Genomic DNA, 14768 nt, shown 5'->3' with positions numbered 1-14768 from the left:
CTGCAGCGGATACGACCTAGACACTCGCATCCTTGCAGGTCAACGGCACCTTTCTGCTATCGGGGCATAAGGCCGCCCAGTTCGCTGAATACCCAGGGTTAATGCTCTGCGAGCCCTAACTGCCCGGCGTGACTCTGTTGGTGATGTTGGCGGGGTCAGGTGGCTGCGGTGCACAGTGCACGGAAGTGGCTTGATCGGCGGTGGGCTGTGGATGGGGTGTTGATCCAGTCGGCGATGCGGGCGACGTTGCAGGCCAGCGCGGTGAGTACGTGCTGGACGTGGGTTTTCGCCAGCCCGCGGTAGCGGGAGCGGCGCAGGCCGTGGGCGCGGACGTTCTGCGAGAGGGTGGCTTCGATGCCGGCTCGGATCGCGTAGCGGCGCTGCCACTCTTCGGTGGTCTGGTCGAGCCGGTTGCGCTTTTGGATCTCGTGGAGGGTGGGTAGCAGGGCGAGGGCTCTTGGCCGGGTGGCGGAGGTGGTGCACTGTGGGCGGACCGGGCAGGCCTGGCAGTCGGCTTTGGCGAACTTGACCTGGATGTAGTCGTGTCCGCTGATCCGCAGGGGTCTCCACTCCCGGCTGACCGCGCCCTGGGGGCAGGTGGCCTGCCGGCGGTCCCAGTCGACGGGGAAGGCCGACTTGCTGAAACCCGAACCGGCCGTGGCCTGGCGGCTGTTGTCGGGGACAACCGGGCCGAGCAGGGTGATGCCGTGCACCCGTGCCGCCCGCTCGATGTGCGCCGGCGTGACGTAACCGCTGTCCACGATGTGCTCGCGCGGCAGTAACTCGCGCTTGGCGAGGTCGTCATGGATGATCGCGGTCATCTCGACGTCCTGCACGGTCGAGTGTGTCGTGGCCACGTGGACCACCAGCTCGGGGCGCTCTTCGTCGCAGCACTCAGTCAGATGGACGCGGTAGCCGCTCCAGGCGGTGTGAATCGCCCTGCCCCAGCATGGCTCAACGCTCCCTCGCCGACCGCCCGACACTGCCGGGGGAACACCCCGTTGGCCTCGTCTCGGCCGGATCAGGGGCGGGCAGCAGGCCGGCTACGGGTGGTGAAGGGCCGATGACGGACCGCCTCCAAGTCGGCCATTCCCGCTGGAAGGTCCGCACCTGGTGCGCGGAATCCGACATCCCTGAAGCCCTACCCTCGCTGCCACCGTCGACCGCTGGTGGACCGAGATGGCCGCGTTCATCGACACAGGCCACATTGAGGCCAATAGCGAGAGGAACAACCGCGTGATCAAAGTCGCCACCCGCAACGCGTTCGGCTTCCGCAACGCCGACAATCAGCGGCTACGGACACGCTGCGTCACCACCCGCCGAGCCCGTGGACACCTTGGCACCGCTCAACTCTGAAGACCCGCATACGGCCCTGCGAGGCTCATACCATTCACTCGCCGGCAAGGCTTCGGCTGAGCCGCCCCCGGCTACCTCGACCGGGTGTGGTCGGAGAACTCGGTGTCACCTTTTTCGGGGGAGCCTTGGCCCCTCGCTCCTCGATTGCGAGGTGAAGCGCGCGCAGGCCGTAGTACAGGCGCGACTTAACGGTACCGAGGGGGACGTCGAGGGCCCGCGCGACCTCTTCGAGCGTCAGGCCGACGAAGTACGTCTGGTACAAGACCTCACGGTGCGCCGGTGAAAGCGCTTTGAGCGCGTCATCGACGACGACCGCGGAGAGCATCCGCTCGATCTCGTCGATCTCCGCGGCTTCCTGCTCGAGCCAGGGGGCGCCGTCGACCTCGGGCGGCCGCGAGTTGATCTTGCGGTGACCATCGATCACAAGGTTACGGGCGACCCTGAACAGCCAGGGCCGCAACACCTCCCTGTGCTCGTGGTCAAACTTGTTCCAGCATCGCAAAAGCGTCTCCTGGACGATGTCCTCGGCCTTGTGCCGATCGCCTCCTACCAGTCGGCAGACATACGTGAACAGGGCAGGTACGTGTTCGTTGTAGCTGATGTACACACTTTGCTCACGCTCATCGGCCTTTTCTGCTCCCAAAGCTGTCCAGCCCACGGCTGACTCCTTGTCTACGCGGTCGTGCCGACCGGGAAGCGGGACCGGAGGGTCTGACCGGTCCCAAGAGACACGCTGCAAGCCGCAGTGCCACGTTCGATTGACGAATGATTGACGTGAGATAGGCGTTGCCCCGCGAATGATCTACGGCGTGGTGGTTGGCCGGCGTTGTTTGCCGCTCATCCGGCGAGGGTGAGGGGGGCCTCCCCCAAGGCCGGGTAGTTAACGTTTTCGCAGGTCACGCAAGGGGAGTTGGTGACCACACTGTGGCGGCGTAGAGGCCGGGGCCGAGCTTGTGGATGAGTCCGCTGGCGGCCCAGCGGTTCAGTTGTCTATACATGGTTTCCAGGGTGACGTCGCCGAAGTGAGTCGCGATGTCGCGGGGTTGCCAGAGGCGGGTGGGGTCTTCCTGGAGCAGGGCCAGGATTCGGTGTCGGCGGCGCTTGCCGGGGGCGGTGTGCCGATCATCCCTGGAGGCGGTCGGCAGCGCGGGCAGCGGATCGGAGGGTTCGAGGATGGTGACGTCGAGGTCGGTGACGGTGCGGCTGGCATCGGGCCGGCCGTCGCTGTCGCATCGCCCGTTGTAGCGGGAGGTCGGTGTTTTGACCTTGCGGGTACTCACCCGCTGTCGCCGGGGCGGGAGCAGGCCGGACAGGATCCGGCGTCCGATGAGACCGACCGGTTTGACGGTCGTGGTGACGACGTCGGCGGCGTGGATGACCTGGTCAGGGGCGGCTTGGAAGGCGATAGTGAAGCCGCAGCGGTCGGGGTCTGTGCCAGGGAGGGACTCGGCGGCGTCGACGATGACGGTCCGCAGTGCCTGGTAGAGCGTAAGGAGCGACCACATCTCCTGCTCGATGCCGATGGGGTCGCCCGAGCGCAACAGGCGCCCGTTCATGATCGTGTGGCGGAGCGCGTAATACGCTGATTCGTGCTCCCACCGCTGATGGTAGAGATCCACCAACACGGCCGCCGGGAAGCGGCGGGCGTCCGTCAGGGTGGTGGCCAGCCGGTAGGAGCCGGTGAAGACAGTGCCGTCGGTGCAGGTCACGGTGATCTGCGCATCGATGACCCGCACCCGCACGGTGCCGATGACTGACAGATAGGAGCCGTTGATGGCGCTCTTTGAACTTCCCCAGGTAGCGCTCTCGGTGGGGCCAAACCTGCTCAGTTGATCTCCCCATCCTTTGCGTGATCTTCCTCGGCGTGTCGGGCTGTACGCGTGTTGGCCCGGACAGTCTCGGTGCGCGATGAATTCGGCCTGTTGAGAGGCCCGGATGCTCACCTGGGAGGAAGACGTGGATGCTCATGCGCTGCGTCGTCAAGGCTGGTCGATCTCGGCGATCGCCCGGCATCTTGGCCACGACCGCAAAACCATCCGCGCCTATCTCAACGGCGAGCGCGTGTCGGGGTATCGACGTCAGTCGCCGGACGCATTCACGCCGTTCCTGGAGTACTGCCGCCAGCGGCTGAGCGATGACCCACATCTGTGGGCGACGACGCTCTTCGACGAGATCGTTGAACTCGGTTACGCTGGCGGCTACTCCACATTCACCCGGGCTCTGCGCCGCTACCAGGCCCGTCCGCACTGCGAACCCTGCCGGGCCTCGAGCGGGCGCGATGTCGCGATCATCGCCCACCCGCCGGGCGAGGAGATCCAGTTCGACTGGGTCGAACTCCCTGACCCGCCCGAGGAGTGGGGCGTCGGTTCCCATGCTCACCTCCTGGTCGGTGCCCTCGCGCACTCGGGCCGATGGCGGGCCGTGCTGGCCGAGGCCGAGACCTTTCCGCACCTGGTTCAGGCTCTCGATGCCGTGCTGAGGCGCCTGGGCGGGACATCGCGGCGGTGGCGCTTCGACCGGATGGCGACCGTCTGTCATCCGCCGACCGGACGGCTCTTGCCGACCTTCGCGGCCGTCGCGAAGTACTACGGGGCCGGAGTTGATATCTGCCCGCCCCGTCGCGGCAACCGCAAGGGCGTCGTGGAGAAGGCCAACCACTCCGCGGCCCAACGCTGGTGGCGCACCGTCCCCGACGGCATCAGCATCGAGGCCGGACAGAACGGTATCGACAAGCTGGCGATTCAGATGGACGGCCGCCGACGCAAGATCGACGGACTGTCGACCACCGCCGGCGCGCTCGCCGAGACAGAGCCGCTGCTGGAACTGCCGACCCGGCCGTTCCCCGCTGAGCTGGAGCAGACCCGCACCGTCAGCCCGCAGGCACTGGTCTCCTTCGCCGGGAACTTCTACTCCGTCCCGCCCGGACTGACCGGGTCCCAGGTCATCGTCCGCACCCGGCTCGGCGAGGACACCCTGCACGTGATCACGGCCGGTCGAGCGATTGTCGCCGAGCACCGCCGGGCACGGGACGGGGCCGGACAGACCATCCGCGATGCTGGACATGTCATTGCCCTCGAACGCGCGGTGCTGGCCTCCTTCTCCGACAAGGCGCCCTGCCGCACCAAGGTCCGTCGGCCACCATCTCCTGCGGCCCTGGCAGAAGCCGAACGCCTCCGCGGCCAGAGTAAATCGGACGTCGCGAACCGGGTCGTGATCGACCTGGCCCACTATGCCGCCGTCGCCGACCAGCTACGGCAGAACCCCACCCACGACAACCAGGAGCGTGAGAGTGAGTGACACCCGGCCGATGAGCGAGGCCCGCCGCTACCAGCAGCTGCGAGGCCACCTGTCCTATCTCAAACTCAACGACGCCGCCGAGGCCCTGCCCCGGGTGCTCGACCAGGCGCGAGCCGAGCGGATGACGCTGACCACGGCCCTGGAGAAGCTCCTGGAGATCGAAGTCGAGGCGACCGAAGCGCGCAAACTCGCCTCCCGGCTCCGGTTCGCCTGCCTGCCCGAGCCCTGGACCTTGAATGACTTCGACTTCGCCGCTCAGCCCGGAGTCGACGAGAAACTCATCCGCGACCTGGCCACCCTGCGGTTCCTCGACAACGCCTCCAACGTCCTGCTGGTCGGCCCGCCAGGCGTCGGCAAAACGATGCTGGCCGTCGCGCTCGCCCGCTCCGCGGTCGACGCCGGCCACCGCGTCTACTTCACCACCGCCGCCGAACTCGCGGCGAAATGCCACAAGGCCGCTCTCGAAGGACGCTGGTCGACCATCATGCGTTTCTTCGCCGGCCCCCGGCTTCTGGTGATCGACGAACTGGGCTATCTCCCGCTGCCTGGTGACGGTGCGTCAGCTCTCTTCCAGGTGATCAACCAGAGGTATCTGAAGTCGAGCACGATTTTGACGACCAACGTCGGTATCGCAGTTTGGGCTGGCGCCTTTGGCGACGCCACGGTCGCGGCCGCGATGCTCGACCGGCTCCTGCACCGGGCCGCGGTGGTCGGCATCGACGGACCGTCCTATCGTCTGCGTTCGCACCAGGCCCACTCCGACAACCTCCGCAAGGGAGTGACCGGACGTGCTGGCTGAACTCCGAGATTGCCCCATCTGCTGGACACAGTTCCAGGTCAACCCCCAGGCAGCCGCCCGTCATACCTACTGCACACCCCGCTGCAAAGCAGAAGCCGCCCGCCGCCGACGCCGCGAACGCGAGGACACCCCTGACCAAGCCGAGGGCACGCCAGCTGAGGCGCCTCTGCCGGTGACCCCACTGGCACCGACGGCAATCCGCAACTGCCCCCACTGCGACAAACCGGTCACCATCGTCGCGTTGCTCGCGACCCCCGAAGCCGCTCGACCCAGCATTCCCGCGGCCAGCCCTGATGTCATCCCCATGCGCCGCTGCTGAGTTCAGCAAGACCGCTGACCTTGTCGCACCAGGCGGTAGGGTCAGTCGGCGTTCTCGAACCAGTCGCCGATGTTGTTCCACATGAAGGCGTCCTTCCAGGTCCGGCGGTTCTCGGCCCACCCACCCAGAGCCTCGATCACTTTCTCCTGGGAGATCGTCCGAGTCTGATAGTGCTCAGCGGCCGTCCCGTCCCGGAACTCCAACTGGTAGGTGTTGTCGTCTCTCAACCACACCTGCACATACCAGTCACCCTCGGACTCATCGTCGACTCGCTCGACAATCACGAAGGCATTGCCCCGCCCAAGGTTGGCCACCATCTCACTCAGTGCCGACGCCTGGGGCTTCTTCACCAGGCGGCCGCGTTCGTCTCTCGCTTGCAGCATGAGCCGATCATTCCCGATGGGTCTGACACTGGGAGCATCCCCGACGCTCACCGAACATCCCCAGTTGATTCGCTTCGCGAATCAACTGGGGAGCAAGAGCACCTCTGAGGAAAATTCGAGATCGGCATCACTCGCGGAGAACCTATGGATGATCACCAAGACGGAGTGCATCCGCGGCCGCGTCTTCGGCACGCGGGCCGAGGCGAACCTGGCGCTGTTCGAGTACATCGATGGGTTCTATAACTCCCGGCGCATCCAGAAACGCCTCGGCTACCTCAGCCCCATCGAGTTCGAGGAGAAGCACTACGCCGAACAGGCAGCACCCAACCGAGCGAACCTGAAACCCCGTCAACCCGTCCTGACCAGCTGATCAGCACCTCTCGCGCAGCGGGGGAACCTCAGAGGGTATAGGCCCTGGGTGCGAAGGCAGTGTGCGGCCGTGCCGTCGGCTTCCATCCTGGGTCAGCTGCTGCAGTCCTGCTTGGCCAGCCACTCAAGACAAGCAGCGGCAACGTCCCGCCAGCCGCTGTCAATCGTCAGCGAATGGCCCCGGCCGGGGAGTTCAAGATAATCAGTCACGGCCGATGACCTGTAATACTCCTCGAAAGCATGCTTCACAACAGATGCGGGGACGGTGTTGTCCTCTCCCCCCGAGATTAGAAGCAGTGGCCCACGCCCGTTGTTTGCGGTCTCGCTTTTGACCGGGGGAAGGGGAGATGAATTGGCTGCCGCGACTTCGTAGAGAGGTCTGCTTGGTGCGGGAACCGTGCAACGTTCGTACAGTCTCTCTGACTCCTCCAGACTCACAGCGTTGCCGAACGCATATCTGAACTGCCGCGCGGACAACGTGACAGTGGGGAGCCTGCTGGACAAGGAGGCAAGTCTCGACCACGGAGAGCGCAAGGCGGAAAAGGGAACTTCACGCGCACTACGGACAGCGGCGATAGAGACCGCCGCAGCACATAGTCTCTGCTGTAGCAGCGTTTCAGCGATCAGACCCCCGAAAGAATGACCAATCAGAATCGGTCGTTGCGAACATGCAGCCGCGATACCCGCGTAGTATTGCACAGCATCGTCGATTCCCTTGTCCGCGATACTCTCTCGGCAGGCATAATTCGCATCAGCGTTTTCTGCCGATCCTGGCCAACCTGGCGCGAGCGGGGAGGATCCTGCTTCCTTGAACATATGCACCCACGGCTCCCAGGACGATGCGTGCAGCCAGAGACTTTGGATGAAAATCACGGGTTTCGCCGTGCCCTGCGGCATCGATTCGTCCTTCCGTCATGAGCGAACCTGTACTTGCAGGACCATGCTTGGCGCGTGGCTTTCCATCCGCTTCAGTCACATGACTGTCGTCTGCGCGAGTGGGGCGCCTGTTACTGAGCGCCTGACGCTGGTCGCGAGCTTGCACGCAGACGGCGTCCGCCATCGACAGGGTGATCTGTCGAAGACGCTGTGTGGTGATCACTGCGGCAGACGTTCGCTCCTGCCCCGTGACCTGCGTGTTTCACGTTCGGCTGTGTCCGGATCACGAGCGGCAGGACAGGGAACCAACGCGGCTCCTGTGCTGGTGAGTTGAGACACCGAACATCTCTCTCAACAGCGCAGGAGCCTCGTGCGTTGCGGGAACCTGCCTCGTCACCCGCCCGGCGGCCACTCTGAAAAGCTCATTCGCCGACAGCCCCGAGCCAGGAAGAAGGGGCGCACCGTGCCGAACAGCACGGCCCAGCGGACAACAGGCCGGACATGTGCGTCCCCGCAAGCAAGTGACGAGGATGTCAGATGTCACCGAAGAAGATCGAAGCGATCTTGTCGTTGAAGCCGACCTTGCTCAGGTCAGTGGTGTCGCCACTGATCACCAACGAGTCACCGGTGCAACCCGGCCCAGACCAGACATTGATCGGCTGCTCAGTCTGGACGGCCGACGCGACCCCGGGCCGCGACACATCAACGCACCCCGTGCCTGCCACACCCTGCGAGGGGCTTTTCCCGGAGAACGGGCCAGGATCGTCGAGCAGGGTTGCGCGACCGGATCGGGGGGCGGCCTTACCATTCGTGCTGGAAGCCGACCCGCCGCTGTTCCCGGGAGTTGTCTCCTTGGGCTCGCTGGAAGTACTCGTGCCATAGCCGAGGTCGTTTCCGAAGAGCTGGCCCCGAACGGCTCCGTCAGGAAATTCAGGCGTGTGGAGGTTGGAATAAAAATCCCCGGGATTGTTCTGCACCTGGCGGATCGCTGACGGGTCCTGGTTGACCAGAGAGCCGGACACCGCGAAGACCCCGGCGGGAACAGGCGTCGTGAAGAGCGGGAACTTCACATCACCGTTCTGCCCGAAACGTCCTTGGTGGACATGGCCCAGGGTGGGAGGTGCAATGTTCACCCAGGCCATGGAGAAATCAACGGTATTGTTGCGCGCGTGCAGGAAGGTAATGGCCTCACCGTCTGGATCCCCCACCTTACTCTGGTCGTTCTTCGGAACTTCCTGTCCGCCATCGGAAATTGCATGCAGAGCGCCGCCCTCGATGATGTTGAGAGGGTTCACGTGTGCCCTTGCACGCTTGAGCTGTCCACGCACCGCACCGCCGGGAAACTGCTTGCTGTGCAGGTTGACGTAGAAATGAGCGGGTTCGTTTTCGAGCTGCCGGGCCAGCGCTGCGTCCGTGACGCTTACCTGGCCGGCCGCTGAGTTCAAGGTGCTGGGCATTGCCGAAGTGAACAGCGGGACCTTGACGTCACCATTGGTGCCGGCGTTCCCCTGGTGGATATGACCCAGGGTCGGTGCACCGATACCCTGCCACGCCAGGGCAAAGGTGACCCGGTCACCCCTGACCTGTACAAGCGCTTGAGCGGAACCGTCCTTGTCGCCGACGGCGGGGCCGCCGGCTACGGGAACTTCCTGGTCACCGGTGAGGTTCGCCACGAGGGAGAAAGACGGTCCCCTGGCAGGGCCCCTGGGCTTTGAGTAGTCCATGCCGTGGTTCGTAGACCCTCCGAGCATGTGGTGGTCGTGCTGGCTCATGGCCAGGGCGGGCGTTGCGGTAGCCAGTGCGGCAACCATGGCCACCGCAGTGGAAGCGAGAGTACGAGGGCGCACTTGTTGACCTCCGTGTCATTGACGCTGTCGGGTGCACCCCGCACTACGCAAGGAGTCCCGGGACCGCATCAACACGAGCGGAGAAAAAATTTCGCACACCACTGCTTGAACCCGATCCGGTGTACGGCCGTAGCGACTCGTGCCAGGGACGGCTTGCGCAGTCCCTTCCCCAACAGTCACCGACCGCCCACCTTATTTCTCACAGGAGTCCCCGAATGCGTACTCGCCTTGCTCTCCTAGTACTTCCTGCTGTTGCACTCGCACTAGTCACCACATCCGCTTGCAGTAAGGGGACTGAAGCGGGAGGTGGCGGAGCCACCCGGCCCGCAGGGCAGCACGCCGGACACTCAGTATCGATCAAGGTCGCCGATTCCGAGTTCGGGCGCATTCTCGTGGACCAGTCGGGCCGTACCCTGTACGGATTCACCCGGGACAAGAGCAGTGTGAGTAATTGCGGCACGGACTGCATAGCGGTCTGGCCCGCCCTTACCTCATCGACGGCAGCACGGGCCGGAGCAGGCACGGAGAAGTCGCTGCTGAGCAAGGCCAAACTCACGGGCGACGTCAGTCAGGTCACCTATGGTGATTGGCCACTCTACTACTACGTCGGCGACGCCGTACCCGGGGACATCAATGGACAGGGACTGGACGGTGAGTGGTTCGTTGTAACCGCTCAGGGCAAGTTGATGAAGACGCCCGCCGCCTAATCACGCTTCGTCCTGGCGTGGCGGGAGTTGACCGCCCCGTCAGTTCCCTTTGCCGGCACCAAGGCACGTTCGGTTGTCGAGACGATGCGCTCCATCGAAGGAACGCTCATACGGCCCTTTCCCCCCTTCCTTGCACCGTGTCGTTCTCGTTGAACTGGTTTGCTCTGGCACTCGTTGGGCTCTCTGAGTCCGTCGTGGCCCGTCAGACCGCCACAACGAGGGTCGGCCAACCAGTGTCCATGACATCGGCGACTCAATGTGGAGGAGTTCGTTCAAGCGGTATGGGAGAGCACGTGATGTCTTCGTGACGCAGTCGCCAGAAGACCCTGGCAAGCAGAATTCTTCAGCGAGCGGCAGCGCGTCCCAGATGGCGCTCGGCGCAGCGGGTGGTTTCGGCTGCCTGATGTCGCCCGTCGCCTTGGCGGGCGTTGCTGTCGTCATCGTCATCTTTGGTGGGCTCGGGGTACTGTTCGCACCGCTCATATCCCTCATTCTTTTCTTCACGGGTGGCGGCGGGAGCTCGGACCCGGGTGGCGAAGCAGACCGGGTCATCGAAATCATGCAGGGAGACGGAAAAGGCGAAATAGACCCGGCTCAAGTGCCAGCGGACCTGCTGGAACCCATTCACAACGCGGGCGGTATCTGCGACACGGTCGGGCCCGTCGTAATCGCCGCCCAGATCGAGCGGGAGTCTGCATACAACCCGACGCTGGTTGGTCCGGACGGCTCCCAAGGCATTTCCCAACTACCTGAAGCCGTATTCAACCAGTTCGGCCAGGACGACGACGGGAACGGCAGGGTTTCGGCCTTCGACGCACCCGACTCGATCATGGCTCAAGGCCGCTACCTGTGCTCCTTGGCTGCAGACGTAAAAAATCTTATCGAAAACAACGAGGCCGTCGGCAGTCAACTCGATCTGACATTGGCGGCGTATGACGCCGGCCTGGACGCGGTACGCCAGGCCAGGGGCGTCCCGGCCACAAACCAATCCCAGGGGTATGTGACAGTGATTAGGTCCTTGTTCGCGAAGTATGAGGGCGTGGGTGCCCCGTCTCCGTCATTCAGCGCCACCACTTCGGCAAGCCCCTCATCGCAACAGGATTAGAGAATTCAACGACAGAGGCAGTGTGAGCCGCCACCGGCCGAGGCCGGTGGTCCGCCGTTGCGAAGGAGCGCCGATGGACGTGGCCACGATAGTGGAACAACTGATGACCCCGGAGGGGCGGGCGGACCCCTATCCGCTGTACGCGCATGCGCGTGCGCTGCCACCCATCGCGCCGGTCGCGGACGGGTTTCTGCTCGCCTCCGGATACCGGGTGATCAACGCCATCCTGCGTGATCCCGGGTACGGCGTGCCGGACAGGGAGGTCCGGATGTCCTGGTCGAACGAATACCAGAAGCATGCCTCGTTCGCCGTGCTGAACGATTCGATGCTGTGGACCAATCCGCCGGTTCACGGCCAGGTGCGGTCGCTGGTCTCCGCTGTCTTCACCGCCCGCCGCGTCGCCGCGCTGGAGCCCGCGATCACGCGGACCGTCGACGTCCTGATGGACGGTCTCGACAAGGCGGGCGGGGACGGCTCGCCGGTGGACTTCATGGACGCCTTCGCCTTCCGGCTGCCGGTCAGTGTCATCTGTGAGCTGCTTGGCCTCCCGGAGTCGGACCGCTACCGGTTCCGGGGACCCATCTCCGATCTGATGGTCTCGTTGGAATTGCTGTCCGACTTGTCCGTACTCGACTCCGCCGATGCTGCGGCCGTCGAACTGCAGGCGTACTTCCGCGAGTTGGTCGCGCAGCGGCGGGCCAATCCGAGTGACGACCTGGTCAGCGCGCTGGTCCAGGTGCGGGACGCCGAGGACGCCCGGCTGACCGATGAGCAACTGATCTCCAATCTCGTCCTGCTGCTCGTCGCAGGGTTCGAGACCACCACCAACCTGCTCGGCAACGGACTGCAAGTGCTCTTCGACCACCCCGACATCGCTGCGGGGCTGCGGGCCGGCGCCGTGGCACCGGCCGACTTTGTCGAGGAGGTGCTGCGCTACGACTCACCGGTTCAGCTCACTTCGCGGCTGGCGTTCGCCGAGGGCCTCACGGTCGACGGCGTCAGCATCCGGGCCGGTGACGAGGTGCTGCTGCTGCTCGGTGCCGCCAATCGCGACCCGCGCCGGTACGACGACCCGGACCGCTTCGATCCGGACCGTCCGGACATCCGGCCGCTGAGTTTCGGCGCGGGCGCGCATTTCTGCCTCGGCTCCAGGCTCGCCCGACTGGAGGCGACCGTGGCCGTCCGTCGGTTGCTGGCGCGTTATCCGCGGCTGGCTCCGGACCGGCAGGCGCGGCCGACCCGCCGGGACCGGCTGGTGCTGCGCGGGTACGAAACCCTTCCGGTGACGCTGACGTGACGAGTTGGTCAGCACTCCGGCGGCTTTGCGCGGTCCGCCTCCCCGTCAGAGCCTCGCGATCCGCGGACCACTTTGCCGTCGACCGTGATCACCCGTCGCACTGGCGCCTCCTGCGCCTCAGGCTTGATCGGGGGCAGCGTTCTGGCCTGCAGATATGCGCTGATCGCCGCGTCCAGCGCGTCACCGTCCACGCGCTGCAGCAGGCGGCGCACGGTTGCGGCGTGCGGCACCGGCCGCAGACCGGTAAGCGGGTCGACGGCGAAGCCGAGGACACCCAGCACGTGCTGTGGGGCATCCGTGATCCACTCGCCGATCGCGATGAGCGAGCGAGCCACGGTCAGCACCGCCGAGACGGCTGCGCACAGCAACGCGAGGGCCGGATAGCGCAGTCCTCGCGCATCGCGGGGATCAGCGACCAGGATCAGGAAACATCGCAGGTCAACGACATCACTTGAGGTGAGCGGATCGGTCAGGGAGCCCAGTTGCTCCAGCGCGGAAGGGATGGGCGATGATGTTCGGGCAGGCACGGTCTCGCTCGGTTCTCATGGGTCTCGACAACCACATGATCACCAGCACCGTGCCTGCTCTACTCTGCGGGGTTCCTTGCCACACAGCGGACATGACGGCACGTCACCCGCGAGACCGGCGAACCCGGACCAATCCTCATCACGCAATGCCCCTGCCCCAGAGCCGGTCACGATGCGGGTTCGACCGGCCTCCTGGACCGGGCACGCACTTCTGCCCGGAACTGGCACGGCACTGCAGACTCATACGCTTGCAGGCCGTCTCCCGGACTGAAGCAGGTTCGATCTGCGGTGCGCGAGGTGCGCGGCGAGCTCTAAAGCGCGGCCTGTGAGCGCCGGCAGTGGTCACGTCCCCTGTGTTGGTGTAGGCGATCAATCTTGCGTAGCGTTTGAGGTTCCCCCGTCATGCGGGAGCCGCTGATCAGCTGGTCGGCAGGGGGTGACGGGTGTTCAGATTCGTTGGTTCGGCCGTCGCCTGCTCGGCGTAGTACTTCTCCTCGAACTCGATCGGGCTGAGGAAGCCGAGGCGTTCCTGGATGCGGCGGGAGTTATAGAAGCCGTCGATGTACTCGAAGAGCGCGAGGTTCGCCTCGGCCCTTGTGGTGAAGGTGCGGCCACGGAGGCCCTCGGTTTTGATGAGCATCCAGAGGTTCTCCGCGAGGGCGTTGTCGTACGAGTCCCCGACGGAGCCCATGGACGCCTCAACTCCAGCTCGCAACAGCCGGGTTGTGAGCTTGATGGATGTGTACTGACAGCCGTGGTCGGCGTGGTGGATGAGCTTGCCGGGCTCGACCTCGCGGGACGCGAGCGCGTACTCCAGCGTGGTCAGGACCAGGTCGGCGTCCGCGCGGGCGGAGGTCTCCCACGCGACCACCCGGCGGGAGAAGGCGTCCCTGATCGCCGAGAGCCACAACGGTCCCTCGCCGGTGGAGATCATCGTGAGGTCGGTGACCCACAACCGGTTCGGTGCCGGTGCGGTGAAGTCCCGGTTGACCAGGTCCGGGGCGAGGGTGGCCTTGGGGTCGCGGCGCGTGAAGCCCTTCCGCCGCGGGCTGATTCCCGCGATGTCGGCCTCGCGCATCAGGCGCTCGACCCGCTTGCGGCCCACGTGGACGCCCTCGCGTTTGAGGACGGCGTGCACACGCGGCGAGCCGTAGTTCCCGCCGGAATCCGCGTGGATCTCCTTGATCCGCTCGGTCAGCTCGACGTCGCGGCGCCGCCGTTCGCACGGCTCCTTCTCCGCACGGCGCCAGCGATAGTAGGTGGTGGAGGCGATGTGCAGTTCCCGCAGGACGTACTCGACTCCCAGACGGGGATGCTCGTCAACGAGCGCCGTCACCTGGGCCGGGTCGGGTCGAGTTGTGCCGCGAAAAAAGCTGAGGCCGTCCGCAAGACGTCATTGGCCCGCTTGAGCTGGGCGTTCTCCTTGCGCAGGGTCGCGAGTTCGGCGCGTTCATCAGTGGTGAGACGGTCGTCGCGTTCGCCGGCGTCCGCCTCGGCCTGCCGGATCCAGCCGCGCAGGGCCTCGGGATGCACGCCGAGGTCGACGGCCAGCTTCTTGATCTGGGGCTTCGGCTCGGTGGTGCGGTACATCCGTACCGCACGCTCACGCAACTCGAGCGAGTATTTCCGGGGTGCAGCCATGGTCACAGGTCCTCTCATGAGCCCCATCTGACCAGCTGTCAACTTCCTCCGCATCTCGGGGGAACTTCAGTTCGGGGTGTTGGGGAGTGCATGGGTGGTGTGGTCGGCGTGTTCGGCGGCGTAGATGGCAGTCATGCTGCCTTCGGACAGGTAGCGGCGGGGGAAGGCGATCCATTCGTCGTGCTCTACCTTCCTTCCTGGGTTAGCCCCAGCCATTCGTAGGGTTGTGGCGCCCAGGGGAGCCG

Annotated in this window: 16 protein-coding genes and 1 pseudogene; 7 read left to right on the top strand and 10 right to left on the bottom strand. The window is 65.1% G+C overall.

The features are described from left to right. Positions 1–155: 155 nt before the first annotated feature. Entirely contained in the window at positions 156–857 is a 702-nt protein-coding gene (locus tag OG798_RS55445; protein WP_328760404.1) for a transposase, read from the bottom strand. A 298-nt stretch (positions 858–1155) separates the two neighbouring features. On the opposite strand from OG798_RS55445, the pseudogene OG798_RS55440 reads away from it, so the two are divergent. Next, positions 1156–1356: pseudogene (locus tag OG798_RS55440) on the top strand (transposase); the annotation flags it as partial. Positions 1357–1390: 34 nt separating this feature from the next. Here OG798_RS55440 and OG798_RS55435 read toward each other — a convergent pair. Together OG798_RS55435 and OG798_RS55430 are read right to left on the bottom strand one after the other, a co-directional pair. Next, positions 1391–2014, bottom strand: a complete 624-nt coding sequence (locus OG798_RS55435; RefSeq protein ID WP_328760401.1) for a sigma-70 family RNA polymerase sigma factor — start codon at positions 2012–2014, stop codon at positions 1391–1393. A 238-nt stretch (positions 2015–2252) separates the two neighbouring features. Continuing rightward, positions 2253–3098: a hypothetical protein gene (locus tag OG798_RS55430; protein ID WP_328760400.1), complete on the bottom strand. Its 846-nt coding sequence runs from the start codon at positions 3096–3098 to the stop codon at positions 2253–2255. Positions 3099–3291: 193 nt separating this feature from the next. Between OG798_RS55430 and istA the strand changes: the two genes are divergently transcribed. Together istA and istB are read left to right on the top strand one after the other, a co-directional pair. Continuing rightward, positions 3292–4653, top strand: a complete 1362-nt coding sequence (gene istA, locus OG798_RS55425; protein WP_443054261.1) for an IS21 family transposase — start codon at positions 3292–3294, stop codon at positions 4651–4653. Positions 4654–4663: 10 nt separating this feature from the next. Then, the gene (gene istB, locus OG798_RS55420; RefSeq protein WP_443054275.1) at positions 4664–5452 is read left to right on the top strand and encodes an IS21-like element helper ATPase IstB; all 789 of its coding nucleotides are present in this window, start codon (positions 4664–4666) and stop codon (positions 5450–5452) included. 360 nt (positions 5453–5812) lie between these two features. On the opposite strand, the gene OG798_RS55415 is transcribed toward istB, so the two are convergent. Continuing rightward, on the bottom strand, positions 5813–6154 hold the full coding sequence (locus tag OG798_RS55415) for a hypothetical protein (protein ID WP_328760394.1): 342 nt from the start codon (positions 6152–6154) through the stop codon (positions 5813–5815). Positions 6155–6302: 148 nt separating this feature from the next. Between OG798_RS55415 and OG798_RS55410 the strand changes: the two genes are divergently transcribed. Continuing rightward, on the top strand, positions 6303–6524 hold the full coding sequence (locus tag OG798_RS55410) for an IS3 family transposase (protein ID WP_328760392.1): 222 nt from the start codon (positions 6303–6305) through the stop codon (positions 6522–6524). A 92-nt stretch (positions 6525–6616) separates the two neighbouring features. Here OG798_RS55410 and OG798_RS55405 read toward each other — a convergent pair whose 3' ends face one another. Further along, entirely contained in the window at positions 6617–7420 is an 804-nt protein-coding gene (locus OG798_RS55405; RefSeq protein WP_328760391.1) for an alpha/beta hydrolase, read from the bottom strand. A gap of 512 nt (positions 7421–7932) precedes the next feature. Beyond that, positions 7933–9072 carry a CHRD domain-containing protein gene (locus OG798_RS55400; RefSeq protein ID WP_328760389.1) on the bottom strand — a complete coding sequence of 380 codons (1140 nt, stop codon included), beginning with the start codon at positions 9070–9072 and terminating at the stop codon, positions 7933–7935. Between the two features lie 389 nt (positions 9073–9461). Between OG798_RS55400 and OG798_RS57060 the strand changes: the two genes are divergently transcribed. The 3 genes from OG798_RS57060 (at position 9462) to OG798_RS55390 (ending at position 12355) form a co-directional block, all read left to right on the top strand. After that, the gene (locus tag OG798_RS57060) at positions 9462–9953 is read left to right on the top strand and encodes a COG4315 family predicted lipoprotein (RefSeq protein WP_443054260.1); all 492 of its coding nucleotides are present in this window, start codon (positions 9462–9464) and stop codon (positions 9951–9953) included. Positions 9954–10257: 304 nt separating this feature from the next. Beyond that, positions 10258–11058 (top strand): lytic transglycosylase domain-containing protein, encoded by an 801-nt coding sequence (locus OG798_RS55395; RefSeq protein WP_328760388.1) that lies wholly within the window; start codon positions 10258–10260, stop codon positions 11056–11058. A 73-nt stretch (positions 11059–11131) separates the two neighbouring features. Continuing rightward, positions 11132–12355 carry a cytochrome P450 gene (locus OG798_RS55390; RefSeq protein ID WP_328760387.1) on the top strand — a complete coding sequence of 408 codons (1224 nt, stop codon included), beginning with the start codon at positions 11132–11134 and terminating at the stop codon, positions 12353–12355. An 8-nt stretch (positions 12356–12363) separates the two neighbouring features. Here OG798_RS55390 and OG798_RS55385 read toward each other — a convergent pair whose 3' ends face one another. The 4 genes from OG798_RS55385 to OG798_RS55370 all read right to left on the bottom strand — a co-directional run bounded on the left by OG798_RS55385 (position 12364) and on the right by OG798_RS55370 (position 14739). Next, complete coding sequence (locus OG798_RS55385; RefSeq protein ID WP_328760386.1) at positions 12364–12882, bottom strand: transposase family protein; 519 nt, start codon at positions 12880–12882, stop codon at positions 12364–12366. Between the two features lie 418 nt (positions 12883–13300). Beyond that, positions 13301–14218 (bottom strand): IS3 family transposase, encoded by a 918-nt coding sequence (locus OG798_RS55380; RefSeq protein WP_328512882.1) that lies wholly within the window; start codon positions 14216–14218, stop codon positions 13301–13303. Next, positions 14215–14523, bottom strand: a complete 309-nt coding sequence (locus OG798_RS55375; protein ID WP_328512883.1) for a transposase — start codon at positions 14521–14523, stop codon at positions 14215–14217. Before OG798_RS55375 ends, OG798_RS55380 begins: the two co-directional genes overlap by 4 nt. 66 nt (positions 14524–14589) lie before the next feature. Continuing rightward, entirely contained in the window at positions 14590–14739 is a 150-nt protein-coding gene (locus OG798_RS55370; protein WP_328760384.1) for a hypothetical protein, read from the bottom strand. Positions 14740–14768: the final 29 nt, after the last annotated feature.

This window comes from Streptomyces sp. NBC_00271, from assembly GCF_036178845.1.
GTDB lineage: Bacteria > Actinomycetota > Actinomycetes > Streptomycetales > Streptomycetaceae > Streptomyces.
The sequence above is the reverse complement of the archived record's forward strand: the minus strand, read 5'-3'. Positions and strand labels throughout refer to the sequence as shown.

Bases quoted from the DNA above. Each gene is read 5' to 3' on its own strand.
- istA (WP_443054261.1), top strand. From the start codon at position 3,292: ATGCTCACCTGGGAGGAAGACGTGGATGCTCATGCGCTGCGTCGTCAA.
- istB (WP_443054275.1), top strand. From the start codon at position 4,664: ATGAGCGAGGCCCGCCGCTACCAGCAGCTGCGAGGCCACCTGTCCTAT.
- OG798_RS55415 (WP_328760394.1), bottom strand. From the start codon at position 6,154: ATGCTGCAAGCGAGAGACGAACGCGGCCGCCTGGTGAAGAAGCCCCAG.
- OG798_RS55410 (WP_328760392.1), top strand. From the start codon at position 6,303: ATGATCACCAAGACGGAGTGCATCCGCGGCCGCGTCTTCGGCACGCGG.
- OG798_RS55405 (WP_328760391.1), bottom strand. From the start codon at position 7,420: ATGCCGCAGGGCACGGCGAAACCCGTGATTTTCATCCAAAGTCTCTGG.
- OG798_RS57060 (WP_443054260.1), top strand. From the start codon at position 9,462: ATGCGTACTCGCCTTGCTCTCCTAGTACTTCCTGCTGTTGCACTCGCA.
- OG798_RS55390 (WP_328760387.1), top strand. From the start codon at position 11,132: ATGGACGTGGCCACGATAGTGGAACAACTGATGACCCCGGAGGGGCGG.
- OG798_RS55375 (WP_328512883.1), bottom strand. From the start codon at position 14,523: ATGGCTGCACCCCGGAAATACTCGCTCGAGTTGCGTGAGCGTGCGGTA.
- OG798_RS55370 (WP_328760384.1), bottom strand. From the start codon at position 14,739: ATGGCTGGGGCTAACCCAGGAAGGAAGGTAGAGCACGACGAATGGATC.